Source organism: Mycobacterium sp. NGS49, from assembly GCF_059812565.1.
Genome location: NZ_JCALCX010000003.1, coordinates 209,543 through 234,922, shown reverse-complemented (window position 1 = coordinate 234,922; position 25,380 = coordinate 209,543). Strand labels below are relative to the sequence as shown.

Here is a 25,380-nt window from a genome sequence, read left to right as displayed (position 1 = left end):
CTTGACAAGAGCTTGGCACAGCGCCCGCCCGCTGATGGTGCATTCATCTAGCTTGGGCGGTTGCCTGCGGGTCTCCCGGCGCAGGCAAGGCAAGCCGTTAGACTTTCCTGCGATGTCCATGCTGACGCCCGTGACCACCAACCGCGACCGGGCATGACCGAGCACCCCGGCAACGGTCCGGAAATCGGCCTGACCGGCCGGCCACCGCGGGTCATTCCCGACCCCAAGCCGCTTGCCGGCCACGGCCCCGCCAAGGTCGTCGCGATGTGCAACCAGAAGGGTGGCGTCGGCAAGACCACATCGACGATCAACTTGGGCGCTGCCCTGGCCGAATACGGCCGGCGGGTGTTGCTGGTGGACATGGACCCGCAGGGCGCGCTGTCCGCCGGTCTGGGCGTCCCGCACTACGAGCTGGAAAAGACGATCCACAACGTGCTGGTGGAGTCGCGCGTCTCGATCGACGACGTGCTGATCCACACCCGGGTCAAGAACCTTGACCTGGTGCCCAGCAACATCGATCTGTCGGCTGCGGAGATCCAGCTGGTCAACGAAGTCGGCCGTGAGCAGACGCTGGCCCGGGCGTTGTATCCGGTGCTCGACCGCTACGACTACGTGCTGATCGACTGCCAGCCATCCTTGGGTCTGCTCACCGTCAACGGTCTGGCCTGCGCCGAAGGCGTGGTCATCCCCACCGAGTGCGAGTTCTTCTCGCTGCGCGGACTGGCGCTGCTCACCGACACCGTCGACAAGGTGCGCGACCGGCTCAACCCCAAACTGGACATCAGTGGCATCCTGATCACCCGCTACGACCCGCGCACGGTCAACTCTCGTGAGGTGATGGCCCGCGTCGTCGAGCGCTTCGGTGATCTAGTGTTCGACACCGTGATCACCCGCACCGTCCGTTTTCCGGAGACCAGTGTCGCGGGCGAACCCATCACCACATGGGCGCCCCGGTCGGCGGGTGCGATTGCCTATCGCGCGCTGGCACGCGAGTTCATCGACCGATTCGGCGTGTGAGCGGGCCAGACAGTCAGGCGGCATCCGATAACGGCTTTCAGGTCCGGCTGAGCAACTTCGAAGGGCCGTTCGACCTGCTGCTGCAGCTCATTTTCGCCCACCGGCTCGACGTCACCGAGGTGGCGTTACACCAGGTCACCGACGACTTCATCGCCTACACCAAGGCCATCGGCGCTCGGCTGGACCTGGAAGAGACCACCGCCTTTCTGGTGGTTGCGGCCACCTTGTTGGACCTCAAAGCGGCCCGGTTGCTGCCGACCGGCCAGGTTGACGACGAGGAAGACCTCGCCCTGCTGGAAGTGCGCGACCTGCTGTTCGCCCGGTTGTTGCAGTACCGGGCCTTCAAGCATGTCGCCGAGATGTTCGCCGAGCTGGAGGCCACCGCACTGCGCAGCTATCCGCGCTCGGTGGCGTTGGAGGAGCGCTTCGAGGGCCTGCTGCCCGAGGTGATGATCGGGGTGGACGCCCAGCGATTCGCCGAGATCGCGGCGATCGCCTTCACCCCGCGCCCGGTTCCCACGGTGGGTATCGGGCACCTGCACGTGCAGCCGGTGTCGGTGCCCGAGCAGGCCCGACACATCCTCGCGATGCTGGAGGGGCGCGGTAGCGGCCAGTGGGCGACCTTCTCGGAATTGGTGGCCGACTGCACCGTTCCGGTCGAGATCGTCGGGCGCTTCCTTGCGCTGCTCGAACTGTATCGGTCGCGGGCGGTAGCATTCGACCAGTCCGAGCCCCTTGGCGTGCTCCAGGTTTCGTGGACCGGGGAACGGCCAGCGAGCGAATCCTTGCTAGAAGTGCGAGATCAGTAGATGACCGAAGTGCCGCCCGGTGGCGAACTGGAGGCCGGCATCCCGGAGATCGCCGAGCCCGCCGAGATGGACCCGGACGAGCTGGGCAGGGTGCTCGAAGCGCTGCTGCTGGTGGTGGACACCCCGGTCACCGCGGAGGCGCTGGCCTCGGCCACCGAGCAGCCGGTCTACCGGGTGGCGGCGAAGTTGCGGCTGATGGCCGACGAACTCGCCGAACGAGACAGCGGCATCGATCTGCGGCACACCAGCGATGGCTGGCGGCTGTACACCCGCGCGCGGTTCGCGCCCTACGTCGAGAAGCTGCTGCTGGACGGCGCGCGCAGCAAGCTCACCCGCGCCGCCCTGGAGACACTTGCCGTGGTGGCCTACCGCCAGCCGGTGACGCGCGCGCGGGTGAGCGCGGTCCGCGGTGTCAACGTGGACGCCGTGATGCGAACCCTGTTGGCGCGCGGGCTGATCACCGAAGTCGGCAACGACGAGGACAGCGGCGCGGTCACTTTCGCTACCACAGAGCTTTTCCTCGAACGCCTGGGCCTGACGTCGTTGTCCGAGTTGCCCGACATCGCGGCGCTGCTTCCTGATGTCGACACCATCGACGACATCAGCGGAAACCTGGACAGCGAGCCACGTTTCATCAAACTCAACGGCGGCCGCGTCGCGGATCAGCCTTTGACGTTCGACGTGGACCACGACTGATGGTCGAGTTCGATGAGCAGCGGGGGACTCGGCTCCAGAAAGTGTTGTCGCAGGCCGGGATAGCGTCGCGACGCGCAGCCGAGCGGATGATCGTCGAGGGCCGCGTCGAGGTGGACGGTCAGGTGGTGACCGAGCTGGGCACCAGGGTCGATCCCGACGTCTCGGTGATTCGCGTCGACGGTGCCCGCGTAGTCCTGGACGACTCGCTTGTCTACCTCGCGCTGAACAAGCCGCGCGGTATGCACTCGACCATGTCCGACGATCGTGGCCGGCCGTGCATCGGTGACCTGATCGAACGAAAAGTCCGCGGTAACAAGAAGTTGTTCCATGTGGGGCGTCTGGACGCCGACACCGAAGGGTTGATCCTGCTGACCAATGACGGGGAACTGGCACACCGGCTGATGCACCCTTCCCATGAGGTGCCCAAGACCTATCTCGCCACCGTGGCCGGTGCGGTGCCACGCGGACTGGGTAAGCAACTGCGGGCCGGCGTCGAGTTGGATGACGGCCCGGTAAGACTCGACGATTTCGCGGTGGTGGACTCGATCCCCGGCAAATCTCTGGTGCGGGTGACGTTGCACGAAGGCCGTAATCGGATTGTGCGTCGGCTACTGGCGGCCGTCGGATTCCCGGTGGAAGCGTTGGTGCGCACCGATATCGGCGCGGTGACGCTGGGTAAACAGCGCCCGGGTTCGGTGCGGGCACTGCGTCATGACGAGATCGGGCAACTGTACAAGGCGGTCGGGTTGTGAATGTGGTTGTTGCGATCGATGGCCCGGCGGGCACCGGAAAGTCCTCGGTATCAAGGGGACTGGCCCGCGGGTTGGGGGCCCGCTTCCTGGACACCGGAGCGATGTACCGAATGGTGACACTCGCGGTGTTGCGCGCCGGCGCCGACCCTGCGGACGCCGAGGCCGTCGCCGAGACAGCTTCGGCGGTGCAGCTTTCGGTGGGGTACGACCCCGACGTAAGCAGCTTCTTTCTGGACGGAGAAGACGTTTCGGCGGAGATCCGGGGCGACGACGTCACCCGGGCGGTGTCCGCAGTGTCGGCAGTGCCGTCCGTGCGCACCCGGCTGGTGGATCTCCAGCGCGAGATGGCCAGCGGGCCAAGCACAATTGTCGTCGAGGGCCGCGACATCGGGACGGTGGTCTTCCCTGACGCGCCGGTGAAGATCTTCCTTACCGCCTCGGCTGAAACCCGGGCTGCGCGCCGCAACGCCCAGAACGTCCGGGCTGGACTGGCCGACGATTGCGAGGCCGTCCTGGCGGACGTGCGCCGTCGGGATCACCTCGACTCCACCCGTGCGGTGTCGCCACTGCGAGCCGCGCCGGATGCGATCGTCGTAGACACGAGCGACATGACGGAAGCCGAGGTGATCGCTCACCTGCAGGAGTTGGTCAGGCAGCGAAGTGGGGCGATGCGATGACCGAGGACGGTACCTGGTCTGACGAAAGTGACTGGGATCTAACCGAATCCGAATCGGACGAGCTGGGCGAGGCTGGTCCGGCGCCGGTCGTGGCGATCGTGGGACGACCCAATGTCGGCAAGTCGACGTTGGTCAACCGGGTTATCGGTCGCCGAGAAGCGGTGGTGCAGGACGTTCCGGGGGTGACCCGTGATCGGGTGTCCTACGACGCGCTGTGGACCGGACGCAGGTTCGTCGTTCAGGACACCGGCGGATGGGAACCCGACGCGACAGGCCTGCAGCAGTTGGTGGCCGAGCAGGCCTCAGTGGCGATGCGCACCGCCGATGCGGTGGTCCTGGTGGTCGACGCCACCGTAGGCGCCACCGCGGCCGACGAAGCCGCCGCCCGAATCCTGCTCCGGTCCGGCAAGCCGGTTTTTCTGGCCGCCAACAAGGTCGACAGCGAGCGGGCCGAGTCGGACGCGGCCGAGCTGTGGTCGCTGGGCCTCGGCGAGCCCTACGCGATCAGTGCCATGCACGGCCGAGGCGTGGCTGAGCTGCTCGACGCGGTGCTCGCGGCGGTGCCCGAGGTCTCCGAAGTGATGTCGAGCGGCGGCGGGCCACGCCGGGTCGCCCTGGTCGGCAAACCGAACGTGGGTAAGAGCTCGCTCCTGAACAAACTGGCCGGTGATCAGCGATCAGTGGTCCACGACGTCGCCGGAACGACGGTCGATCCGGTGGATTCGCTGATCGATCTGGGTGGCAAGGTCTGGCGGTTCGTCGACACCGCCGGCCTGCGCCGGAAGGTCGGGCAGGCCAGTGGACACGAGTTCTACGCCTCGGTGCGGACGCGCGGCGCGATCGACGCCGCCGAAGTGGTCGTCGTGCTGATCGACGCCTCCCAGCCACTCACCGAACAGGACCTGCGGGTGCTCTCGATGGTGATCGAGGCCGGGCGCGCGCTGGTGCTCGCCTACAACAAGTGGGACCTCGTCGATGAGGACCGGCGCGACCTGCTGGACCGCGAGATCGACCGCGAGCTGGTTCAGGTGCGCTGGGCGCAGCGGGTGAACATCTCGGCGAAAACGGGCCGGGCGGTGCAGAAGTTGGTGCCGGCGATGGAAACCGCGTTGGCTTCCTGGGACACCCGGGTCGCCACCGGGCCGCTGAACAGCTGGCTCAAGGAGGTGGTGGCCGCTACGCCGCCGCCGGTGCGCGGCGGCAAGCAACCCCGCATTTTGTTCGCCACGCAGGCCACCGCCCGGCCACCGACCTTCGTGCTGTTCACCACGGGATTCCTCGAAGCCGGCTACCGGCGTTTCCTGGAGCGGCGGTTGCGCGAGACGTTCGGATTCGAAGGCAGCCCGATCCGGATAAATGTGCGGATGCGCGAGAAGCGGGGAGGCAAACGCCCCTAAACGTCAGACAGGCTAACGGTTTCGATCTACGCTGCGTACTACCGACGTGTGTGAGGATCGGCCAATCAGCTACTTGACCACTCAACCGCAGATTCTGGCGGCAGCTGCCGCGGATCTGACCGGGATCGGCTCAGCAGTGCAGGCGGCCGCCGTCGCCGCGGCCGGGCGGACCACCGGCATAGTCGCCGCGGCACTCGACGAGGTGTCTGCGGCGACCGCGACGCTGTTCAACGCGTTCGCGGAGGATGGTCAGGTGGCCATCACGCAAGTGGCGGCCTTCCAGGGCGAGTTCATTCAGGCCATGCGTGCGGCGGCAAGCGCATACACGCAGGCCGAAGTCGGCAATGCCGCCGCGGCGGCAACCGACGTCACCCTGGTCATGGGCGGAAGCGGCAATCCGACACCGCCGCTGAGCTATGTGAATGACGTTGTCACGAAATACATCACGCCCAATTTCCCGGGATTCACGGTGGCCAACGCCCGGGCGCTGTTCACCCCGGAGGCGTTCTATCCGCTCACCGGCATCAAAGACCTGGTCCCGGATGTCTCAGTGGCCGAAGGGGTGCAGATCCTGGATGCGGCAATCAAGCAGCAACTTGCCGCCGGAAACAACGTCGCCGTTCTGGGCTTCTCGCAGAGTTCCATCATCTCCTCGCTGGAGATGCGCGCGCTGAATCCCAGTGACACCCCGAGTGCGCTCCCACTGACATTCACGTTGCTGGGAAATCCCATGAATCCCAACGGGGGCCTGCTCGCACGCTTCCCCGGTCTGGTGATGGGCAGCTTGGGTTTCACGTTCTATGGGGCGACGCCGGCCAACAGTTTCCCGACGAACATCTACACGATCGAATACGACGGCTTCGCCGACTTTCCCCAGTATCCGATCAATATCCTGGCCGACCTCAATGCCCTGGCCGGAATCTACTACGTGCACGGCACCTATGCGGATCTCACTCCGGCACAGATTGATTCGGCCATTCCGTTGACGAACACCGTCGGTCCGACCACCACGAACTACTACATGATTCCGAATCCCAACCTGCCGCTCACTCAGGGCCTGCGCGCCCTGCCGTTGATCGGCACGCCGCTGGCGGACCTGGTCGATCCGAATCTGCGGATACTGGTGAACCTGGGCTACGGGAGCCCGGACCAGGGCTGGTCGACCGGACCGCCCAATGTGCCGACATCTTTCGGGCTGCTGCCGCCGGTCGATCCCGTCGACCTGGCCGGCCGCCTGGCCGTCGGAACTCAACAGGGGCTGACCGCTTTCGGCAACGACATCGCCATCATGGCCTCCGATGCATCGCTGTCCGGACTGGTGGACGCGGCGTTGGCGGTTCCCCTGCCGTCACCGGACTGGATCGGGCGCCTGTTGGCGGATCCCACCACCTCGGTCAACACCATCGCGAGTGCCGTGTCAACCGGATACTCGGTGCTGCTTCCGACCGCAGACTTCGCGACCGCCGCGCTTACCTCGCTCCCGGCGTACAACCTCGAGCTGTTCGCCGGCGGAATCATGCAAGCGCTGTCGGGTGACCCGGTGGGGCTGATCAACGCCATCGGTAACCCAATCGCTGCCGACATCGCCTTGTTCTCCATCGCCGGCGGCTTCGAAGCCTTGGTGCTGTTGTCCGCGGCGCAGACGATCATCGCTGACCTGAACAGCCTCTGAGTCACCGGCCGGCAACCGGCGCAATTAATTCCCGCGATGCGGTCAAAGACAGCTACATCACAGGAATACCTCGTTGACATGCGCTGATCGCCTTTCCTATTATTTCTCGTAATACGGGTTAAACAAACCGTATCATGGGATTAGTGAGGAAAATTCGATGACGATGGAGCAGGCACCGTCGAAAAGCCGTACCCGGTTCAGCGTGCGTGACAAATCGATACTGATCACCGGTGCCACGGGGTCACTCGGCCGCGTCGCGGCAGGTGCTCTCGCCGACGCGGGCGCCCGGTTGACCCTCGCCGGCGGCAACTCGGCCGGCCTGGCCGAACTCGTCGACGACACGGGGATCGACGGCGCGGTCGTGGTTCCGTGCCGTCCCGAAACACCGGCCGACGCACACGCCATGGTCGAGGCGGCCGTCGCGCGTCACGGGCGGTTGGACGGAGTGCTGGTCGCCTCGGGCATGAACCACGTAAAGCCCATCACCGAGATGGCCGTCGAGGACTTCGACAAGGTGATGGCGGCCAACGTGCGCGGAGCGTGGTTGGTCTGTCAGGCGGCCGGGCGGGTCATGCTCAAGCAGGGTCTGGGGGGCAGCATCGTGCTGGTCTCCTCGGTGCGCGGCGCGTTGGGCCACAGCGCGGGTTACAGCGCCTACTGTCCCTCCAAGGCGGGCACCGATCTGCTCGCCAGGTCGCTGGCCGCCGAGTGGGGCGCTGACGGCATTCGGGTGAATGCTCTGGCGCCGACTGTATTCCGATCTGAGTTGACCGAGTGGATCTACGCCGACGACGAAAAGGGACGCAAGACCCGCGAAACGATGTTCGCCCGAATCCCGTTGGGCCGCTTCGCCGAACCCGAAGATTTCGTCGGCGCCCTGATCTATCTGCTCAGCGACGCCTCCAGCTTCTACACCGGACAGGTGATGTATCTGGATGGGGGGTACACCGCGTGCTGACCTCTCATGGCTTCGCCCGCGCGGCGGTCGTCGGTGCCGGCCTGATGGGCCGCCGCATCGCTGGGGTGCTGGCATCGGCGGGACTCGACGTGGTGATCACCGACACGAACTGCGAGATCCTCGACGCCGCAGCCGCTGAGGCGCGCGAGGTAACCGGCGCGGCGCGCGGTTCGGTATCGGCCGCCGCCGATCTTGCGGCGGCGGTTGCGGATACGGACTTAGTGGTCGAGGCCATCATCGAGAATCTGCCCATCAAGCAGGACCTGTTCGAGCGACTGGCCGGTCTGGCGCCCGATGCGGTACTTGCCACCAATACCTCGGTGCTACCCATCGGCGCCGTCACCGAGCGGGTCGAGGATGGCAGTCGCGTCATAGGGGCTCATTTCTGGAATCCGCCGGACCTCATCCCCTTGGTGGAGGTGATCCCCAGCGAGAGAACCGGTTCCGACACCGTGGATCGCGTGATGAGATTGCTGACCGAGGCCGGTAAGTTGCCGGTGCGGGTGGGCCGCGACGTCGCGGGCTTCATCGGGAACCGGTTACAGCACGCGCTGTGGCGCGAGGCCATGGCGCTTGTCGCTGAAGGCATTTGCGACGCGTCCACGGTGGACTTGGTGGTACGCAACACGATTGGACTGCGGCTGGGTGTGCTGGGTCCGCTGGAGAATGCCGACTATATCGGTCTGGACCTGACGCTGGCCATCCATGAGGCAGTGATCCCCAATATCAACAGCGATCCGCATCCCAGTCCACTGTTGCGCGAACTGGTCGATTCAGGCCGACTCGGCGCGCGTACGGGCCGGGGATTCCTCGACTGGCCGGAAGGTGCCCGGGAAGAAACGGCCGCGCGGCTGGCCGGGCACATCGCTCGGCAACTCAACACAGAAAGGACGTCATAGCCATGGAATTCACCTGGCCCCTCGGTGAGGCCGAGTCAACACTGGAGTTCTACGACCTGTCGCATCCCTGGGGGCACGGCGTGCCGGCGTGGCCGTACTTCGAAGACGTGAAGATCGAACGGTTGCACGGGATGGCGAAAAGCCGGGTGCTGACTCAGCAGATCACCACGGTCATGCATTCGGGGACCCACATCGACGCGCCGGCGCACGTGGTCGAGGGCACCCCGTTCCTCGAGGAGATCCCGCTCAGCGCCTTCTTCGGGACCGGTGTCGTCGTCTCGATACCCAAGGGCAAGTGGGGCGTCGTGACCGCCGAAGACCTGGAGAACGTGACCCCAAAGATCCGGCCCGGCGACATCGTCATCGTCAACACCGGCTGGCACCATAAATATGCCGACAGCGCCGAGTACTACGCCTATTCACCGGGTTTCTACAAGGAAGCCGGCGAATGGTTCGCCGCCAGGGGCGTCAAGGCCGTCGGCACCGACACCCAGGCGCTGGACCACCCGTTGGCCACCGCGATCGCCCCGCACGGTCCCGCCGAAGCGCAGGGTGGCCTATTGCCCTGGGCGGTAGCGGAATACGAGCGTGAGACCGGCCGCAAAGTGCTCGACGACTTTCCGGAATGGGAGCCCTGCCATCGCGCAATTCTGTCCAAGGGCATCTACGGCTTCGAGAATGTCGGGGGTGACCTGGACAAGGTCACCGGTAAGCGGGTCACCTTCGCCGCATTCCCGTGGCGGTGGGTAGGTGGTGACGGCTGCATTGTGCGGTTGGTCGCAATCGTCGATCCCAGCGGGAGCTACCGCATCGAGACCGGTGAGGCGGCCTGACAATGAACGTAACTCGCTGGGCGGATGCCCCGACGTATGTGGCCCCGACTCACCAACAGGTATGCACCACGCGGTTGCAGGGTCTGGAAGCGGGTCCCACTGAACGGTTTTGGGTCGGGCTGTCGTTGTATCGTCAGGGCGGAATGGCCGAATCCGCTGCTGCCCCAGCGGAGACGGTGTACGTGCTGCTTGACGGCGAGCTGGTGATCCGCACCGATGAGGGTGAAACGGTGCTGGGCCGACTTGACAGCGTGCACCTCGCCGAGGGTGAGACCAGGTCCATTCTCAATCGCTCCGATCAGGAAGCGACACTGCTGGTGGTCATCGCCTATCCGGAGTCGCAGTCATGACTGTCATCCTGACCGTCGCGCCGACCGGGCCCATCGCGACCAAAGCCGACAACCCGGCCCTGCCCACCGCTCCCGAGGAGATCGCCACCGCTGTCGAGCAGGCCTACCACGCCGGCGCTTCGGTCGCCCACATTCATCTGCGTGACGAAAACGAGAAGCCGACGGCAGATCTGGACATCGCGCGGCGCACCATGGATCTGATCGGCGAACGCTGCCCGATCCTGATCCAGATGTCGACCGGAGTCGGCCTCAGCGTGCCGTTCGAAGAGCGAGAGAAGCTGGTCGAGCTGCGTCCGCGGATGGCAACCCTCAACCCGTGCTCAATGAGCTTCGGCGCCGGGGAGTTTCGCAACCCACCGGATGCGGTGCGCCGGTTGGCGGGGCGCATGGCCGAGCTGGACATCAAGCCGGAGCTGGAGATCTACGACACCGGCCATCTGGAGGCCTGCCTGCGGCTGTGGGCCGAGGGGCTGTTGGCCGAACCGCTGCAGTTCAGCATCGTGCTCGGGGTGCGGGGCGGGATGGCCGCCACCGCCGATAATCTGCTGACCATGGTGCGCCGGCTGCCGCCAGGAGCGGTCTGGCAGGTCATCGCGATCGGCCGGGCCAATTTGGAACTGACCGCCATGGGACTGGCGTTGGGCGGAAATGCCCGGGTGGGGCTGGAGGACACTCTGTACCTGCGCAAAGGTGAGCTGGCGCCGAGCAATCTGGCGCTGGTGGCGCGCACCAGGCGACTCGCTGAGGCGCTGGACCTGCCGATCGCTTCCGTCGATGAAGCCGCGGCGCTGCTGCAACTGCCCGAGGTGAGAGGAGTTCTTCCGTGACGGCCATGATGGACACCGCAGAGACCCGCAGCGGCGGCATACAGGTGATCGCGCGCGCCGCCGAAATCCTGCGGGTATTGCAGTCGCATCCCGGCGGCCTGAGTCAGGCCGAGATCGGCGAGCGGGTGGGCATGGCCCGGTCGACGGTGAGCCGGATCTTGAACGCGCTGGAAGACGAAGGGCTGGTCGCGTCGCGCCGGGGTGGCAGGGGCCCCTACCGATTGGGCCCGGAGATCGCGCGGATGGCCAGTACAGTACGACTCGGTGTCGTCACCGACATGCATCCATTCCTGACCGAGCTGTCCCGCAGCCTGAACGAGACGGTGGACCTGTCGATCCTCGACGGTGATCGCGCAAACTTCATCGACCAGGTGATCGCGCCGCACCGGCTGCAGGCCGTCAGCGCGGTGGGGGAGTCGTTCCCGCTGTACTGCAGTGCCAACGGCAAGGCCCTGCTGGCGGCCCTGCCCGCCGACGAGCAGGCTCAGGCCATGCCCAGGCGGCTGGTTCAGCTGACCCCGAACACCATCACCGATCAGGCGGCATTGCGAGCGGAGCTCGATCGAATCAGGGCCGACGGTGTCGCCTATGACCGGGAGGAGCAGACGGAAGGGATCTGCGCGGTCGGGGCGGTGCTGCATGGCGTGAGCGACCTGCTGGTGGCGGTCAGCGTGCCGGTTCCGTCCCAGCGTTTCTACGGACGCGAAGCCGAACTCGCCCAGGTGCTGCGCGCCTGGGTCGCCAAGGTCGACACCCGGTCCCGCGCCAGCTAGTGAGGAGTTGCCAGAAATGCCAAAAGCGTTGCAAGACAGTCTTATTGGAGCATGGCGGCTCGTTTCCTACGTTGAACGGGACAGGCCTGACGGGCCAGCCAGGTACCCGCACGGGGAGGATGCCCAGGGGCTGATCATGTACACCCCGGATGGGTACATGTCGGCGCAGATCCAGTCATCCGGCCGGCCGGACTATGACCGGCCCGTCGCCAGCGGGGGCACCACCGAACAGGCGGCCGCCGCGGCGCTGGGATATCTGGCCTACAGCGGGCGGTACTTCGTGGATGAAGACAGCGGCGATATTCGTCACCAGGCGACGCTTTCCCTGGTGCCCAACTACCTGGGCCAATTCCATCTGCGGCACAGCGACCTGGACGGCAACCGGCTGACCCTGTCCTCGGAGTTGACGCTGCCCGACGGGCGGACGGTGTACTCGTCGCTGCTGTGGGAGCGGGCGTCGACGGCCGACGCGCAGGTGGCCTGACGGGATCGCCTGGCGGCTGCGGTAGGCTGTCGACCTGCTGCTGGTTCACGGATCGGCAGCACCGGGCTGTGGCGCAGTTTGGTAGCGCACTTGACTGGGGGTCAAGTGGTCGCAGGTTCAAATCCTGTCAGCCCGACCGCAGGTCAGAGGCATTTTCCGACGTTCCGGAAGGTGCCTCTTTCCATGCCGTACCGCCTTTATATACCGCCATCACAAACCGAGCATGTCGCCGAGCCCGTCGACTGCGGCCCGCGCAGCATCGTCGCTGGTGTGCCCGTATAGGTCGCCGGTGATGCTGATCGACGAATGTCCGAGCAGGTCTGCCGCGGCCTTAATATGTACGCCCGATTCGAGCCAGCCGACAGCTGCCGAGTGGCGCATGGTGTGGGCGCCTACCTTCTCAATGCCGGCCTTCTTCGCCGCAATCTTTACGGTTCGCAGCAGGTTGCTCGGATCAACCCACCCGCCGAACTCAGTGGCGAACACCGCGCCCGTATCGACCCATTGATCGCCGGCGCGCAACCGCTCGGCGACCAGCGCCTTGCGGTGCGCTTTCAACCCAGCCACAATGCCGGCCGTCAGAGGGATACGACGACGCGCCCGAGCGGTCTTCGGCCAGTCCATCCACTTCAACCCGCCGTTGACGCGCACGACCTCGCCGACCACATTCAGTTCCCCCTTCGCCAAGTCGACGTCGGACCAGCGCAGGCCGGCCACTTCACCGCGGCGCATCCCGGTCGATGCCATCATTTGCACCGCCAGTCGATACCGCAGCCCGTCTAAGTGGCTAAAGAGCACTCGCACATCGTCAATTGACAGATAGCGCGCCTCCTTTGTGCGGACAGTCGGTCGCTTGACTTTGGCCACCGGATTGCTGGCGAGCAGGCCGTCGCGGACGGCGATGTCCAGGGCGGCCCGCAGCACCGTGTAGATCTGTCTAACCGAGCTGTCTTTTAGGCCTTTACCGCGCAGGCGCAGAATGAGTGATTCGACATGTGTCGGCCGGATCTGATCGAGCCGCAGTCCGGCGAGCGCGGCATCACCTTCCAAATGCTTGCGGCACAGGATGGCGTATAGCTCCTGGGTGGTCGCTTTGCGTGGTGACGCCGGCAGCGCCGTTGTGCGCCAGGACTCCAACCACGATCCGACCGTCTGCTTGGCGTCGCGCGGGGGAGCACCCTCGTCGATCCGCTTCCGCGCGTCGTTTAGCTTGCCGCGCGCTTCAGCGCGGGTCTTTCCGTACACACTGAGCCGTTTCCGCTCCCCGTCGGATGTGGTGTACCTGGTGGACGCTTCCCATAGTCCGTTTGGCCGCTGCCGGTAAGAGCCTTCACCGTCGGCTCGTCGTGTACCCATAACCGCCTCTCCAAGGTCAAGTGGTCGCACGCCGAAGGATAGTCACGAACACGCGCGCTTGCTTGATTACCGGGGCACGTCGAAGCGGTCTGGTACGGTCGGTGCCACACCAGAACACCGGTGCTACAAAAGAACACCGACGCTAATCGAGACTTACAGGCGACACGCTGCTACACAGGCAGATTCGACCGGCGCACCACCAAACGGGAAACCCGGACCGGCCGAGAACGTAGGAGTCGAGACGAACGGCGCACGCCCCGAACCGGGGTCCACCCGCTGAGTCCCGCACAGGGACTCGCTGAACCGGCAGCCGAGCACAGAAAAGGCCCAGACGGCCTATCTGTTGCTCGGCGTTCCCGTTTCAGAAGGGAAATCCCCACCGTGCCGAAGAACCCGAAACTCACTCCCACGCTGCGCAAGCTATGCACCATCCCCAATGTCTGCGAACAACTCGACGTCGGCCGCACCACCGTTTACCAGCTGATCAACGACGGCACGCTGCGCCGCGTCAAAATCGGTGCGCGCACGCTTATTCCGCAAGCTGACGTCGACGCGTTCGTCGCCGGCCTGCTCGACGGCAGTGTCGCGTGAATCGGCCACCCGATCAACCGGCTTTCCATGTCGCGGCGAACGCAGCGCGGCCGGGTCTGGTGACAGTTACGGTCGGCAGCGGTATCCATGAGCCGTTCAGCGTCACACCCGAGTACGCGATAGCTCTTGCTCATCGGCTGCTCGACGCCGCCGCAGCGGCCCGCGACGCCACGACGGGCCGCTGATGTGCGCCGAGAACCCAAGCGCCGGTCGGCCGGTGTGACATGGACAGGCGAGGTAGGCGAAACCCCATCCACGCGGTCGGGGAACCGATGCGCAAGGGCGTCACCTGGTTGTCGGACGAACTCATCCGGTCTGGCGCTCACGACGATGCACTGGGTTCGGACGGCTTCGTCGTGATGGCGTTCCTGCTGTCCTGGGCGACGCCGATCGGGTCGACCCGGCGTGCCTGGGAGACGTCAGCCGCTCAAATATCTGACGAATTCGGTTGGGGCGGAAACCGCCAACGCGCGCGGCACGCCCTGGATCGGGCAGTCAAGGATAAGCGGCTGCTGATCCGCGAGTACCTGCGCGACGGGCAGCTAGTGCCACGCAGGCGCGCCTACGTCGTGTGCTCAGGTGGCCGGCGGTTCACCGACGAAGAACTTCTGCTGTGGTCGCGACCTATCAAGCTTCCGTCGAAACCGGCCCCGGACGGTGCACCATGAGCGGCGACGTGACGCACGGAAACGGTGCAAGATCATCGGAACGAACATGCACGGCTTCGGTGCATGACGAGCGCGACCACCTTGCACCGGTTTTTGTGCAACATCGCGAGCACCTAACTTGCACTGCCGCAGTGCAACTCACCTTGCACGCTATTAGTGCAACACAGGACAACCTTTCTAGGGAACTACAGATCCCTTCATGCACTGGCGTGCAAGAAGGTCGCAAAACCCCCTACCGAATCTGCGTACGCGGTTGCTCAGGTCGGGGACTTCCTAGTAACCCACTGACCGCGTGCGCGTGGAAGAAGTTGCCGGCGTGAGCCGCCGTGGCACCGTCGAGCAGATCGCGCGTCGGGAACGGCTCGCAGCCATCCGCCGGTGCCGCCGGTGCGACCCCTGCGGCTGGCAGCTCGGCCCGGACGACACCCCGATCGACCCGGCCGTCCGCTGCACCCACAGCAGCCCGCCGGCGGGCCGGGACATCACGACCCCGATCCACGAACGCGAGGCTGAGTTGTGAGCGCGCGCGCCGCGCTGGTCTGCCACCCGCACCCGAACGTCGCCCTCTGTGCCGAGTTCACATTCTGGGCCGACGTCGAGGAAGCGCGCCAAGCCGAAGCCGAACTCGCCCACCCCTGCGGGCCGCTATGCATCGAGGTTCACACCATCGCGCGGCTCGACCTCGAACCGGACCCGCGGCGCTGGTCGTCGTCGAGGACCAGGACGACCAGCACTGCCGCCGTAGTCGCAGCAGACGAAGCGGACACATGAGCGAGTCCGGGCTTATGCGCGCCGGCGGCATCGTGGTTTTGTCCGGGCCGGCGCTGAAAGCGGCCCGCGACTGCGCCCTAATTGCGGTCAAACACCGCAAGCTGTCCGGCCTTCCGTGCCAGACCTACGAGGCTCTGGCCTGCGAACTTCGGGCTGCGATGGCCGCTGCCGGTCATTCGGACGTCCGTTCGCCGACTGTTCGGAATGCTGTGCCCATGCAACCGACCGTGCCGCTGGACCAGGTAGCCGAGCTACTGGACATCTCGCTCAGGCAGGCCCGCCGACTCGCCCCGCAGCTTGGAGGCCGCAAGATCGCCGGCCGCTGGTTCGTCGACGAAACCGCACTTCGCCAACACATCGAAGGAAAGCAATGGACCGACAAGAACAAGCCCGCATCATCGCGAGCCTGACCGACGACGAGCTACAGCAACTCCGAGAACGCGCAGCGAACAACGACGCACCCAGCGACGCCGATCGCCGATTTGCCCGCAACCTTTTCAGCGGATCCGACGACGGCCCGGACGCCGGCGACGAGCCCGAACAGGACGTCAACGAGTACAGCGAGGAACAGCGGCGATGGGCAAGAGAATTGTTCGCCGGCCGCGGCGACAACCCGATCCTCGCCGGCCTTACCCACGGCAGGACCGCGGCCCGCTGGCAACGCCCCGAGCCCGAACCCGACGACAAGGGGCCATGGTTCGACCGCCGGCCGGTCGTCGACAACTGACCCCAGCGCAACCACCCAACGAGAGGACACCCCATGCTCCACCTAGTCACGGCCCGCACCTACGCGCAGACCGTCACGAAAGCTGCCGACCGGCTCGGCGTCCCGCTGCCCAGCACCTACCTTGAGCAGGTCGCCCAGGTCGACGCGTTCGTCGACGCCGTATCCCAAATCGGTGCCACGACCGACCAACTCGAAGCCGCTGTATTCGACGCGATTGAAAACGGGAAGGACTACCACGACGACAAAATCGTGCTGAGACTCGCATTGGACCGCCAACTCGTAGCAAGCAACCTCCGCGAGCGCGCCCGCAGCCGAGAAGTAAAACTGCTCGGAGTTGCGATCGCCGACCACGCCGACAGCATCCTCGAAAGCTGGTCGACCGCGCTAGAGCCACATTCGGCCGCGCTCGTCGCCGCAGCCGAATCCGGCCTGGACCTCGACGACGACGCCGCCGCGATCACCAAGGGCGGCAGCGTCATGCAGCTGTTGCACGACGCGCAGAACGCCGCCGTGGTGTGGACCGAGGCGCTGCGCGGGTTCAATGCATGTGCCGCCGTCTCAGGTGTCCGTGTCGCCGGGTATCCGGTGCCGCTGGCGTTGACACCGGCGCGTAAAGCCGACCTACCCGCGATTGAGAGGGACCGCGACGCAAGAACCGAACCCGACGCCTGGGATCTTGCCCGCGCCGGCGTCCCGTTGCGTCTCGCGACGATTGCCGAGTTCTCATCTCGCGCCGCGACATTCAACGCCGACGCCGCACCCGACGAACGTGCCGCAGAAGAGGCGCGACTAGAGCGCCTCGCCCGCAGCTGGTAGCCGTGCTCGACCGATAGACGTTCGTGGCCGGCCTGCGGAGCGCCTCACAAGGCCCTTCTCAGGGCGGGCCGGCCACGAACCCACTACAACGACGAGGACCAGGACGTGACCACCAACCCAGACTGCGCGCCCGACGGGCAGCACTGCACCCGCTGCAACGGCACCCACAACCCCGTGCCCGGAACTGCATTCGTCACCAGCCGGACGTGGGGACCAGCCGACAACGAGGACCAGGCCGACGACAAGCAGGACTGACCGATGCCGTTCGCAACCAAAGCAATCCGCGACCGAGCACGCCGACGCATAGCGCAACGCGTCCGAGCAGGCGAACCGTGCTGCTTCTGCCACCAACTCATCGACCTCGACATCGCTTGGCCCGACCCTTGGTGCTTCGTCGTCGACCACGCCACACCCACCAGCCGCGGCGGCACCGACGACCACGACCAGCTACGCCCAGCCCACAAGCACTGCAACGAACGCCGCAGCAACCAACCCGACGGCACCATCGGCCGCAACTCAGGCGCCCTCGGATGACCGCCCCTGAACAGACACAAGACCCACCCCAGGGTGCCCGTCGAACCCGATCCGCCCGACCGCCCCTGGCATAGGTAAACATCTGGAGCCCCGAATGACCCCAGCAAAGAGGAAGCCGAAGCCAACGACCGATCGCGGCCGTTTGGAGGCGTTGCGCGACCGGTTGGAGGCGATCGTGAGCGACCCGGAGACGTCGCCGCGGGACGTGATCGCGGCGTCGCGTGAGTACCGGATCACGGTCGCGGCGCTCGGTCAGAGTGCGCCGGCGGCTGCTGGGTCGAAGCTCGACGAGATTGCGGCGCGCCGGCGCCGGCGGGCTGCTCGATGAGCACCAGGACCAGGGCGGCGCTGACGGCGCCGACGTTCGAGACATGGCCTGCGGGTGGCGAGTTGACCGGCAAGGACTGCGTAGAGCTTGCCGCCGCGTACGGGGTGCCGCTGGATGCTTGGCAGGCCCGCATTGTGCGGGGGATCCTGCGGGAGTCGGGCGGCACTTGGTCGTGCTCGCAGGCCGGCGTTGTGGTGGCCCGCCAGTCCGGTAAGGGCCAGATCCTGTTGGCGCTGGAATTGTTCGGGCTGTTCGAGCTTGGCGAGCAGATTTTGCACACGGCGCACGCGGTGAAAACCTCGAGTGATGCGTTCCGCCGGCTGTGGGACGTGATTCAGTCCGACGCCGACCTCGCGGGCCGGGTGGTTCGGCATTCGCAGATGATCGGCGCCGAGTACGTCGAACTGGACACCGGCGCACGGATCGCGTTCACCACCCGCTCGGCGTCCGCCGGCCGCGGCCTGTCGATTGACCGCCTGATCGTCGATGAAGCCGAAGACTTGCCGGCCGCGGAGGTCGGCGCGCTGCAACCCACGGTCTACAGCCGGCCGCGTGCTCAATCGCTGTTCTTCGGAACCGCTCCGGGGCCGATGCACGACTCCGAAGCGTTCTCGACGATGCGTAAGTCGGCCCACGACGGGCTGAATCCGCGGCTGGGGTGGGCCGAGTGGTGCGCGGAGTGGGGCGACGACATCGACGACCAGGACGTGTGGATTCGCACCAATCCGGCTGTGGCGACGGGGCGTGTTCCGTTGCAGGCCATCATTGACGACCGCGCTGTTTTGCCGCCGGATACGTTCCGGGCCGAACGGCTGTCTATGTTTGTGCCGCACGCTGCCGGCGATCGGATGTTTGATCCGGCAGCGTGGGAGGCGCTGACGGATCCCGACTCGGTGCCGGTGGCCGACCTCGCGATCGGTGTGGACGCGGGTCCGGCGCGGGATACTGCGACGGTCTGTTTGGCTGGCCGGCGCGCTGATGGTCGGCTGCATGTTGAGTGGTACTTGACCGGGCCGGGTGTGACGTGGCTGCCCGGTTGGGTCGCAACGCATCTCGGGCCGCGGGTGCGTGCCGTCGTCGTCGACGAGCGCGGCGCCCTGGCCGAACTCGACTGGGCCGGCGCGCGGGTGCGGCCGACGGCGATCGGGCACCGTGACGTCGCGATCGCCGCGGGCCAGTTCGTCGATGCCGTTGCCGACGCCACGTTGACGCACCGCGGCCAGGTCGAACTATCCCGCGGGGTGCTGTCGGCCAAGCAGAGGCCGATGCTGGGCGGGCAGGCGTTCGGCTGGGACCGCAAAGCACCCGGCTCGTCGGTACTCGTCGCGGCGTCGCTGGCGCTGTGGGGTGTGACGTGTGTCCGGCCGGCACGACCGGGCCGGCGCAGCAGCAGCAACCGCGAAGTGGTCCTGTTGTAGGCAGCCCACAACGGCGAGCCGTCACCGTTGTCTGGTCAGTCGTGTTGCATGATCTGCCGGTGTCGAAGCGCGCCGAGTACACCTACGCCCTGTTGTCGGGGTCGGTGGCCGAGCTAGGCGACCGCAACCCGTATGCCGGCCGGTCGTTGGTCCTCGCGAAGCTGTGGATGCGTGGGTATGTGCGAATGATGCGCGTGCGGATCGACAGCGGGCCAGCGATGGCGCAGTATCTGGCAGCGGGGGCGGAACCCGAACTGCGTTCCGGTGATCGCGGCGCATGAGTGACGCACTGGACCAGGACAAGATCGACGCCTTGTGGGCAACATTTGCATCGGACGTCGATCGAATGATAGGTCGGGTTGACGATCCGACGGACTTCGCGGTGGCGCCGGGGTCGTCGCTGGCTGGCGATGACCGGGCGAGTGATCCCTACCAGGTTTCGCACGCGGTGCAAATGTGCATCGTCGCTGGCGTCGACCACCTACACGCGATGAAATCACTTCTCATCGACCTCAACGTCCTCCACAGCGCGGCGCCATTCACCCTTGTCCGTGGTGCCCTCGAAATCCTGTCGTCGGCATTCTGGATCTTGCATCCGGCTAAGCGGGACTTGCGCGTCGAACGCGTGTTGCGTTGGCACGCCAAGAACTTTCACGACCAACACCCCGCGCTCGAATCGCTCGGCATATCCGACGCGGCCATGAAAAAAGCCAAGTATGCGCGGCTAGCTGAAATCGCTCGTCGTCGTGGCATTGTCGCTGACCTCAAGAGCGGATACCGAAGCTTTGATGCGGTCAGCTATGCGGACACGAATGCGCCGATAGCCAAGCCCCTGCTGTCGTGGCAGATGTGCTCTGGTTATGCCCACGGTCGGCCGTGGATCTACCTCGGAATGGCCGACGATGACATGTTCCAAGAGACGGACGAACCGGGTGTTCTCAAGGCACATTTGACAAGTGATCCGGGCAAGCTGCTGTACCCGAGTCTGCACGCTCAGTGGTTGATGAACGATCTGGTCCAGCTGTTTGAGCGTAGAGCGACCAACCCGCTCGCACAGTCACAGTGAGCAGCCAGTGTCAGCGCGCGCGGCCATCATCGCGGCCCGTATGTCGTGTTGTCGACCGCCGTGTACCGCTCGGTGGTCGCGAGCCCTAAAAGACTGAACAGCCGTTACGGCGCTATTCATCGAAAAAATTTTCATCCATCTGCTTCAACTCAAACGTCTCGCGGACTTGAACACCGACGTTGTATCGAACCATCAGGCTAGTCAGCTCTTTGCCGTCTATGAGTCGAAGGCGCATAGCTACGCTATCGGCGAAGTGCAGGGCGCCCGACGAGAATCGTCCCGTCGTCACGAAGACGCCGCGACTCGTCTGTGCCCCTTGAAGCGCACCGACGAATGCTTGAATGTCTGGCCGCTGCACTGCATTGTCTTTGTCGAACCGCTTTGCTTGGACACCAACAAGATCCAGCCCCAGCGCGTCTTGTCGGACCACACCATCCAAACCGCTGTCTCCTGGCTTGCCGGTGTGGTCGAGTAGCGCCTCGCGCCCGCCGTACCCCATCGCGCGCAGTAGTTTCAGTGACAAAGTTTCCAGAAAAATCGGTGGCTGCGCGAGAACCATGTCGAGCAATTCCTCGGCTAGCGCGTCCCACGATTCCTTGACGATCGCACCGATTGACTCGCTTGGCGAAACCTCATCGGACACGACGCTGGCGGAGGTTTCGGGCTGCTTTTCTTTCTTACGGGCCCTGAATTCTCGATATTCCGGGAATTCGGCAAGGACCGCCATGTCGACGCGCTCCGGATGGTTTGCTAACACCTGCTTGGCGCGCTCCGTTAGCAGGTAACGCCCCCTTTCAGGCCGACGAAGTAAACCTGCCTGCGATAGGTGAGTCACCGCCCAGGCAACCCTGTTGGTGAAGAGTGCCTGCGTGCCGCTCGGCAGCATCAGCTGCCGGTCCTCGTCGGTGACGCCTAGGGCGGGCGCCACTTTGTCGCGGATCTGCGCGTGCGACATCGGCTCGTCTCCGTCAACGGCCACCAGCACCGGCCGCATAAGGGTTTGAAAATCAGGAACTGCCACGGCATGACATTAGCGACTTGGTTTCACTCGCGAGGTAGGAAACAGGAGTCCGGGAGTCTCGCTTCGCCGGCCGCCTGCCACTAGATTCAGCCCAATGCCGACTCGGAAGCAGGTTTACAAGATCACCTATCCGAACGGAAAGATCTACGTCGGCTCCGACCTGACAGGCAGCGTGACGTACTTCGGCAGTCCCACCGCCAAGGACCAGATTGCAGCCGATCTGGGTGAACACGTCAACGACTTCTCTGCACGCAAAACCATCCTTTGGGAAAGCACCGTTGCCTCAAAAGTCGAGGTACTAGCGATGGAACGGCGGCTGATCGTCGAACTCGGCGCAAACAACCCCGAAATTGGCTACAACCTCAGTCCACGATGGCGTCGTTAGTCAGGAATGCAGCAGCCCCCGGTTACATGAGGTCCAGCACAGTCGCGGCATCGTCGAGCGCCTGGGCGAGGCCGGCGCGGTCGGCGCACGGCCACTGGCCGCCACGCACCGCCGAGGCACGCGACCGCATCGAACGGGCGGGATCGCTGCGCAGGAAGACGTCGAAGCTTAGGGCAGCGACCAGAAGGTCGCCGTCGTCGATCGGCAGGTCGGCGAAAACGCCGGCAGCGTCGAGTTCGGCATGAAGGTTCGCGAGGACTGCATCAGCGTGTGTCATGCACGGCAGTTAACCGCATGAATGACGAATTGCCAAGGACTGCAACATAAGTCGTACATATGTCGCTACCAGCGCAAATGCCGGAGTCGGGCATATGTCGCGGAGCTTGCATACGTCGCCCCAGAAACATGCCGAGTCCCGCTTCTGGCCGAGGGGGGCCAGCAGCGATCCGTACCGCCATTCGTACCGCCATTCGGTCGTTTTGACCGCAATTTCCCGCAGTCGTCCGCGGCCGCCCGTTCGCAGCTTAATCCTTTGCAGCACAACGGTAATACCGGACAATTACGGACGCCTACGCATACCTCCTTCTAGACTGGGGGTCAAGTGGTCGCAGGTTCAAATCCTGTCAGCCCGACGTCTTCCCTGTTTCGGGGCATCGCTGAGATGCGAGTCGCTCAACAGGTTGCCCCAGCCGACAGTGACCGTGCCCGGCATCCGTCGCGCCATCTGGCCTGTCGACAGCAACACGAGGGCGTCCGCTTCCGACGGGGTCGCGACGTCCGGCCGCAGACATGTTCAGCTTGTTAGGGCACCATTATTGTGGTGACAACTCCGCAGGGGCCGTCTCGGGGGAACCCACCGGAATGGAATCGCCCCACCCAGCCTGGCCCCAACCCCGCCAGGAGGCCCGGCCCCCCGCCACCGCAGCCGCCTCCGTCGGGATCACCGACTCAGCGGATTCCACCGGGCGGTCGGCCATATCCACCGCCGCCTCAGCCGAATCGACCGCCGCCCCCTGGCCGACCGCCGATGCCGCAGCCACATCGGCCGGGCCGCCCGCCGGCTGCTCGCCCGTATCCGCCGGCCAGCCCACCCGCCGCGGGACCGGGTCAGTCCGGGCCGCCAGAGCAGCCCACGACTCGCCTGGCCACTGAGCCGCCACTGAAGGAAACGTCGACGCAACCACGCCGCCGGCGGCCGAAGCGTTTGATCCTGGCCATCGTGCCGGCCGTCGTGCTGGCTTTGCTGATCGGGGCTGAGCTGATCGTTCGTCACGTGGCGGGGAACAAGGTGGCAAGCGCGGTGGCGTGCGAGGTGGAGGACAGCGCCACGGTGTCGTTCGCCGCCATGCCGCCGATGCTGTGGCAGTACCTCAGCAGCAACTACCCGGACATCTCCGTGCAGACCGCCGGTAACCAGGTGCGCAGCGCCAAGGGCATGAAGGTCAGCATCGATATCAAGGACCTCCGGTTGAGCGACGGCGGCAGCTCCAAGGGCACCATCGGCGCGGTGAACGGCACCATCACCTGGTCTTCCGACGGCATCAAGCAATCGATCCAGGATGCCATCCCGGTGCTGGGCAGTTTTGTGACCAGCAAGGTCACCACCAATCCGGGCGATGGAACCATCGAACTGAAGGGGATGCTCGACAGCGTCACGCTCAAGCCACAGATCGCCGACAACGGGCTGTCGTTGCAGGTGGTCAACTTGACCGCGTTGGGTTCGAAGATGTCGACCGATACCGTGCAGAAGAATCTGGACAGTCTCACATCCAAGGCGACGCAGAATTATCCGCTGGGCATCCACGCCGACACCGTCAAGGTCACCGACACCGGCTTGGAAGCGACTTTCTCGACCACCAACGCGACCATCCCGGCATCGTCGGAAGGCCGGGACTGCTTCAGCGGAGTCTGATTCAGCTCAGCGTTCCAACTCCGGTTGAACTACCCGTGATGCGGCGGCCGCTCGTCCCAGAGCCGGCCTTCGTCCCCGGCCTCGCGCATCTGCTCTTCGTCGCCGAATCGTGCCAACTCCTCGGCAGTGAGGCGTGACGGTTTAGGGGGGTCGGGTGCTGGACGCGGGGGCTCGGCGGGCATGAGGTCATTCTCCCCGTTTCGGTGACAGCGCGCGCAGCCGCCCAGCGGCGAATGCCCGCCGCCTCATTACAAGCTGGCGAGACCTCGTCATCAACGCAATTCTGGACATATGACCAAGCGCATTTTGAACGTCGTCTCCAACGTCTCCCACTACGAGGATCCATCCGAGCCGACCGGACTGTGGCTCTCGGAACTGACACACGCCTACGACGTCTTCGCAGCAGCCGGCTTCGAACAAAAGCTCGTCAGCCCGAAAGGTGGTCCCTCACCGCTGGAGCCGCGGTCGCTGAAGTTTCCCAGCTACAACAAGAGCGCCAAGGCATGGAAGGCCGACGACGCGAAGATGGCGCTGCTGGACAACACCGCTTCGCCGGATGAGATCGATCCCGCGGACTTCGACGCAATCTACTTCACCGGTGGCCACGCGGTGATGTTCGACTTCCCCGATAGCGAAGGCCTGCAACGCATTACCCGTGGAATCTGCGAGGCCGGTGGAGTGGTCGCGTCGGTCTGCCACGGATATTGCGGCCTGCTCAACACCACGCTGGCGGACGGATCGCTACTGGTCGCCGGGCGCAAGCTCACCGGCTTCGCCTGGACGGAGGAGGTGCTTGCCCGGGTCCACAAACTGGTGCCCTACAACGTCGAGGAAGAGATGAAGAAGCGCGGTGCCCGCTACGAAAAGGGTTTGATGCCCTTTGCCCCGTACGTCGTCGTCGACGGACGCCTGGTGACGGGCCAAAATCCGGCGTCGGCCAAGGCGACGGCGAAGAAGGTCGTCTCGGTGCTCGCAGGCTGACCGCCCCGATCGCATGGCGAATGTGCGGCTTGCGCCCGACCGTCAGCCCGCTCGCGCACAAATTTTGCTATCGCGAACCGTCGATCGTCTGCCCGTTGGTCAACTTGCCCCGCGGGGGGCCATGCGGGATCAACTCGACAACAACCGATCCCGGTGAGTCGCCCGGACTCAATGTGGCGGTGACGTTCGCGGGCACGACGATCTCGTCCTTGAGCTGCAGAGTGACCAGCCACTTCGACGGCTGCGGCGCCCAGCGGATCTCAGTGACTTTGCCGATGGTGACATCGCCCAGGCGCACCGGCGAATTCTCCTTCAGGTTTGAAGCATCGGGGAAAACCGCTGTCACCGTAGGGGATTGGGCGTCCTTTTCTGAGTTGCCTCCGCAACCGGATGACCCAGCCACGATCAGCGCGATTACCGGGGCGATGGCTGCGCATTGGTAACGATATCAGCGATTCATGGTGGAACTCCCGACGGTCGACTGTCCTGGAGCCTTATCCAGTGCCGACCAGTGAATTTGTGAGATCGGTTGATGCATAACTGAGTATGCGGCTTCAGGAGAGTCGGAATACATACGCGTTGGCTTCGGCGGCTTCGGGCGGTCTTTCCGGGAGGTGGAGGTTATTGGGCATCGTCGCGGCGCTGCCTGCTGAGGCAACGCA

The 25,380-nt window shown here is 65.1% G+C and carries 36 protein-coding genes and 1 tRNA gene; 32 read left to right on the top strand and 5 right to left on the bottom strand.

Annotated features, from left to right (window positions below; genetic code table 11):
- Window positions 1–153: 153 nt before the first annotated feature.
- The 15 genes from AC5Y7D_RS04575 (at window position 154) to AC5Y7D_RS04505 (ending at window position 12,280) form a co-directional block, all read left to right on the top strand.
- Entirely contained in the window at window positions 154–1,017 is an 864-nt protein-coding gene (locus AC5Y7D_RS04575) for a ParA family protein (protein ID WP_499922093.1), read from the top strand.
- The gene (locus AC5Y7D_RS04570) at window positions 1,014–1,826 is read left to right on the top strand and encodes a segregation/condensation protein A (protein WP_499922091.1); all 813 of its coding nucleotides are present in this window, start codon (window positions 1,014–1,016) and stop codon (window positions 1,824–1,826) included. Before AC5Y7D_RS04575 ends, AC5Y7D_RS04570 begins: the two co-directional genes overlap by 4 nt.
- Entirely contained in the window at window positions 1,827–2,522 is a 696-nt protein-coding gene (scpB, locus tag AC5Y7D_RS04565; protein ID WP_499922089.1) for an SMC-Scp complex subunit ScpB, read from the top strand.
- Window positions 2,522–3,274 carry a pseudouridine synthase gene (locus AC5Y7D_RS04560; RefSeq protein ID WP_499922087.1) on the top strand — a complete coding sequence of 251 codons (753 nt, stop codon included), beginning with the start codon at window positions 2,522–2,524 and terminating at the stop codon, window positions 3,272–3,274. Before scpB ends, AC5Y7D_RS04560 begins: the two co-directional genes overlap by 1 nt.
- A complete protein-coding gene (gene cmk / locus AC5Y7D_RS04555; RefSeq protein ID WP_499922085.1) occupies window positions 3,271–3,951 on the top strand; it encodes a (d)CMP kinase in 681 nt (226 codons plus the stop codon). The genes AC5Y7D_RS04560 and cmk overlap by 4 nt, the downstream gene beginning before the upstream one ends.
- The gene (der, locus tag AC5Y7D_RS04550; protein ID WP_499922081.1) at window positions 3,948–5,348 is read left to right on the top strand and encodes a ribosome biogenesis GTPase Der; all 1,401 of its coding nucleotides are present in this window, start codon (window positions 3,948–3,950) and stop codon (window positions 5,346–5,348) included. Before cmk ends, der begins: the two co-directional genes overlap by 4 nt.
- A 64-nt stretch (window positions 5,349–5,412) precedes the next feature.
- Window positions 5,413–7,020 (top strand): PE family protein, encoded by a 1,608-nt coding sequence (locus tag AC5Y7D_RS04545; protein ID WP_499922181.1) that lies wholly within the window; start codon window positions 5,413–5,415, stop codon window positions 7,018–7,020.
- Between the two features lie 157 nt (window positions 7,021–7,177).
- The gene (locus AC5Y7D_RS04540) at window positions 7,178–7,978 is read left to right on the top strand and encodes an SDR family NAD(P)-dependent oxidoreductase (protein ID WP_499922078.1); all 801 of its coding nucleotides are present in this window, start codon (window positions 7,178–7,180) and stop codon (window positions 7,976–7,978) included.
- Entirely contained in the window at window positions 7,972–8,877 is a 906-nt protein-coding gene (locus tag AC5Y7D_RS04535; protein WP_499922076.1) for a 3-hydroxyacyl-CoA dehydrogenase family protein, read from the top strand. Before AC5Y7D_RS04540 ends, AC5Y7D_RS04535 begins: the two co-directional genes overlap by 7 nt.
- 2 nt (window positions 8,878–8,879) lie before the next feature.
- The gene (locus AC5Y7D_RS04530; RefSeq protein ID WP_499922073.1) at window positions 8,880–9,710 is read left to right on the top strand and encodes a cyclase family protein; all 831 of its coding nucleotides are present in this window, start codon (window positions 8,880–8,882) and stop codon (window positions 9,708–9,710) included.
- A 2-nt stretch (window positions 9,711–9,712) separates the two neighbouring features.
- Entirely contained in the window at window positions 9,713–10,060 is a 348-nt protein-coding gene (locus AC5Y7D_RS04525) for a beta-D-galactosidase (protein WP_499922072.1), read from the top strand.
- The gene (locus AC5Y7D_RS04520; protein WP_499922070.1) at window positions 10,057–10,887 is read left to right on the top strand and encodes a beta-keto acid cleavage family enzyme; all 831 of its coding nucleotides are present in this window, start codon (window positions 10,057–10,059) and stop codon (window positions 10,885–10,887) included. Before AC5Y7D_RS04525 ends, AC5Y7D_RS04520 begins: the two co-directional genes overlap by 4 nt.
- Window positions 10,888–10,892: 5 nt before the next feature.
- Window positions 10,893–11,660, top strand: a complete 768-nt coding sequence (locus tag AC5Y7D_RS04515; RefSeq protein WP_499922180.1) for an IclR family transcriptional regulator — start codon at window positions 10,893–10,895, stop codon at window positions 11,658–11,660.
- A 16-nt stretch (window positions 11,661–11,676) separates the two neighbouring features.
- On the top strand, window positions 11,677–12,144 hold the full coding sequence (locus AC5Y7D_RS04510; RefSeq protein WP_499922069.1) for a lipocalin-like domain-containing protein: 468 nt from the start codon (window positions 11,677–11,679) through the stop codon (window positions 12,142–12,144).
- A gap of 62 nt (window positions 12,145–12,206) precedes the next feature.
- A tRNA-Pro gene (locus tag AC5Y7D_RS04505) sits at window positions 12,207–12,280 on the top strand.
- A 74-nt stretch (window positions 12,281–12,354) separates the two neighbouring features.
- Here AC5Y7D_RS04505 and AC5Y7D_RS04500 read toward each other — a convergent pair.
- Window positions 12,355–13,389, bottom strand: a complete 1,035-nt coding sequence (locus tag AC5Y7D_RS04500; protein WP_499922068.1) for a tyrosine-type recombinase/integrase — start codon at window positions 13,387–13,389, stop codon at window positions 12,355–12,357.
- Between the two features lie 492 nt (window positions 13,390–13,881).
- Between AC5Y7D_RS04500 and AC5Y7D_RS04495 the strand changes: the two genes are divergently transcribed.
- The 14 genes from AC5Y7D_RS04495 to AC5Y7D_RS04430 all read left to right on the top strand — a co-directional run bounded on the left by AC5Y7D_RS04495 (window position 13,882) and on the right by AC5Y7D_RS04430 (window position 20,419).
- Window positions 13,882–14,091: a helix-turn-helix domain-containing protein gene (locus AC5Y7D_RS04495; RefSeq protein ID WP_499922066.1), complete on the top strand. Its 210-nt coding sequence runs from the start codon at window positions 13,882–13,884 to the stop codon at window positions 14,089–14,091.
- Window positions 14,092–14,150: 59 nt separating this feature from the next.
- Window positions 14,151–14,276, top strand: a complete 126-nt coding sequence (locus AC5Y7D_RS04490) for a hypothetical protein (RefSeq protein WP_499922064.1) — start codon at window positions 14,151–14,153, stop codon at window positions 14,274–14,276.
- Window positions 14,277–14,363: 87 nt separating this feature from the next.
- On the top strand, window positions 14,364–14,759 hold the full coding sequence (locus tag AC5Y7D_RS04485; RefSeq protein ID WP_499922061.1) for a hypothetical protein: 396 nt from the start codon (window positions 14,364–14,366) through the stop codon (window positions 14,757–14,759).
- A gap of 292 nt (window positions 14,760–15,051) precedes the next feature.
- Window positions 15,052–15,279, top strand: a complete 228-nt coding sequence (locus AC5Y7D_RS04480) for a hypothetical protein (protein WP_499922059.1) — start codon at window positions 15,052–15,054, stop codon at window positions 15,277–15,279.
- Entirely contained in the window at window positions 15,276–15,530 is a 255-nt protein-coding gene (locus AC5Y7D_RS04475; protein WP_499922057.1) for a hypothetical protein, read from the top strand. Before AC5Y7D_RS04480 ends, AC5Y7D_RS04475 begins: the two co-directional genes overlap by 4 nt.
- Complete coding sequence (locus AC5Y7D_RS04470) at window positions 15,527–15,940, top strand: helix-turn-helix domain-containing protein (RefSeq protein ID WP_499922055.1); 414 nt, start codon at window positions 15,527–15,529, stop codon at window positions 15,938–15,940. Before AC5Y7D_RS04475 ends, AC5Y7D_RS04470 begins: the two co-directional genes overlap by 4 nt.
- Entirely contained in the window at window positions 15,901–16,257 is a 357-nt protein-coding gene (locus AC5Y7D_RS04465) for an RNA polymerase subunit sigma (protein WP_499922054.1), read from the top strand. The genes AC5Y7D_RS04470 and AC5Y7D_RS04465 overlap by 40 nt, the downstream gene beginning before the upstream one ends.
- A 33-nt stretch (window positions 16,258–16,290) precedes the next feature.
- The gene (locus tag AC5Y7D_RS04460; protein ID WP_499922052.1) at window positions 16,291–17,073 is read left to right on the top strand and encodes an aldehyde dehydrogenase; all 783 of its coding nucleotides are present in this window, start codon (window positions 16,291–16,293) and stop codon (window positions 17,071–17,073) included.
- Between the two features lie 105 nt (window positions 17,074–17,178).
- Window positions 17,179–17,328, top strand: coding sequence for a hypothetical protein (locus tag AC5Y7D_RS04455; protein ID WP_499922050.1), 150 nt, complete (start codon window positions 17,179–17,181; stop codon window positions 17,326–17,328).
- Between the two features lie 3 nt (window positions 17,329–17,331).
- Complete coding sequence (locus tag AC5Y7D_RS04450; RefSeq protein WP_499922048.1) at window positions 17,332–17,607, top strand: HNH endonuclease; 276 nt, start codon at window positions 17,332–17,334, stop codon at window positions 17,605–17,607.
- 175 nt (window positions 17,608–17,782) lie between these two features.
- A complete protein-coding gene (locus AC5Y7D_RS04445) occupies window positions 17,783–17,935 on the top strand; it encodes a hypothetical protein (RefSeq protein WP_499922046.1) in 153 nt (50 codons plus the stop codon).
- Window positions 17,932–19,353 (top strand): terminase large subunit domain-containing protein, encoded by a 1,422-nt coding sequence (locus AC5Y7D_RS04440; RefSeq protein WP_499922044.1) that lies wholly within the window; start codon window positions 17,932–17,934, stop codon window positions 19,351–19,353. Before AC5Y7D_RS04445 ends, AC5Y7D_RS04440 begins: the two co-directional genes overlap by 4 nt.
- Window positions 19,354–19,412: 59 nt before the next feature.
- On the top strand, window positions 19,413–19,634 hold the full coding sequence (locus AC5Y7D_RS04435; RefSeq protein WP_499922042.1) for a ribosome modulation factor: 222 nt from the start codon (window positions 19,413–19,415) through the stop codon (window positions 19,632–19,634).
- Window positions 19,631–20,419, top strand: coding sequence for a hypothetical protein (locus AC5Y7D_RS04430; RefSeq protein ID WP_499922040.1), 789 nt, complete (start codon window positions 19,631–19,633; stop codon window positions 20,417–20,419). Before AC5Y7D_RS04435 ends, AC5Y7D_RS04430 begins: the two co-directional genes overlap by 4 nt.
- Window positions 20,420–20,531: 112 nt before the next feature.
- Here AC5Y7D_RS04430 and AC5Y7D_RS04425 read toward each other — a convergent pair whose 3' ends face one another.
- Window positions 20,532–21,440 (bottom strand): restriction endonuclease, encoded by a 909-nt coding sequence (locus AC5Y7D_RS04425; protein WP_499922038.1) that lies wholly within the window; start codon window positions 21,438–21,440, stop codon window positions 20,532–20,534.
- Between the two features lie 94 nt (window positions 21,441–21,534).
- On the opposite strand from AC5Y7D_RS04425, the gene AC5Y7D_RS04420 reads away from it, so the two are divergent.
- Window positions 21,535–21,825 (top strand): GIY-YIG nuclease family protein, encoded by a 291-nt coding sequence (locus AC5Y7D_RS04420; protein WP_499922036.1) that lies wholly within the window; start codon window positions 21,535–21,537, stop codon window positions 21,823–21,825.
- Between the two features lie 22 nt (window positions 21,826–21,847).
- On the opposite strand, the gene AC5Y7D_RS04415 is transcribed toward AC5Y7D_RS04420, so the two are convergent.
- The gene (locus tag AC5Y7D_RS04415; RefSeq protein WP_499922035.1) at window positions 21,848–22,102 is read right to left on the bottom strand and encodes a hypothetical protein; all 255 of its coding nucleotides are present in this window, start codon (window positions 22,100–22,102) and stop codon (window positions 21,848–21,850) included.
- Window positions 22,103–22,637: 535 nt separating this feature from the next.
- Complete coding sequence (locus AC5Y7D_RS04410; RefSeq protein ID WP_499922033.1) at window positions 22,638–22,985, bottom strand: hypothetical protein; 348 nt, start codon at window positions 22,983–22,985, stop codon at window positions 22,638–22,640.
- Window positions 22,986–23,044: 59 nt separating this feature from the next.
- Here AC5Y7D_RS04410 and AC5Y7D_RS04405 point away from each other — a divergent pair, with 59 nt between their 5' ends.
- Both AC5Y7D_RS04405 and AC5Y7D_RS04400 read left to right on the top strand, forming a co-directional pair.
- Window positions 23,045–23,737 (top strand): LmeA family phospholipid-binding protein, encoded by a 693-nt coding sequence (locus AC5Y7D_RS04405; protein WP_499922031.1) that lies wholly within the window; start codon window positions 23,045–23,047, stop codon window positions 23,735–23,737.
- A 291-nt stretch (window positions 23,738–24,028) separates the two neighbouring features.
- On the top strand, window positions 24,029–24,718 hold the full coding sequence (locus AC5Y7D_RS04400) for a type 1 glutamine amidotransferase domain-containing protein (RefSeq protein ID WP_499922029.1): 690 nt from the start codon (window positions 24,029–24,031) through the stop codon (window positions 24,716–24,718).
- A 67-nt stretch (window positions 24,719–24,785) separates the two neighbouring features.
- Here AC5Y7D_RS04400 and AC5Y7D_RS04395 read toward each other — a convergent pair whose 3' ends face one another.
- Window positions 24,786–25,064 carry an MlaD family protein gene (locus tag AC5Y7D_RS04395; protein ID WP_499922027.1) on the bottom strand — a complete coding sequence of 93 codons (279 nt, stop codon included), beginning with the start codon at window positions 25,062–25,064 and terminating at the stop codon, window positions 24,786–24,788.
- Between the last annotated feature and the right edge of the window lie 316 nt (window positions 25,065–25,380).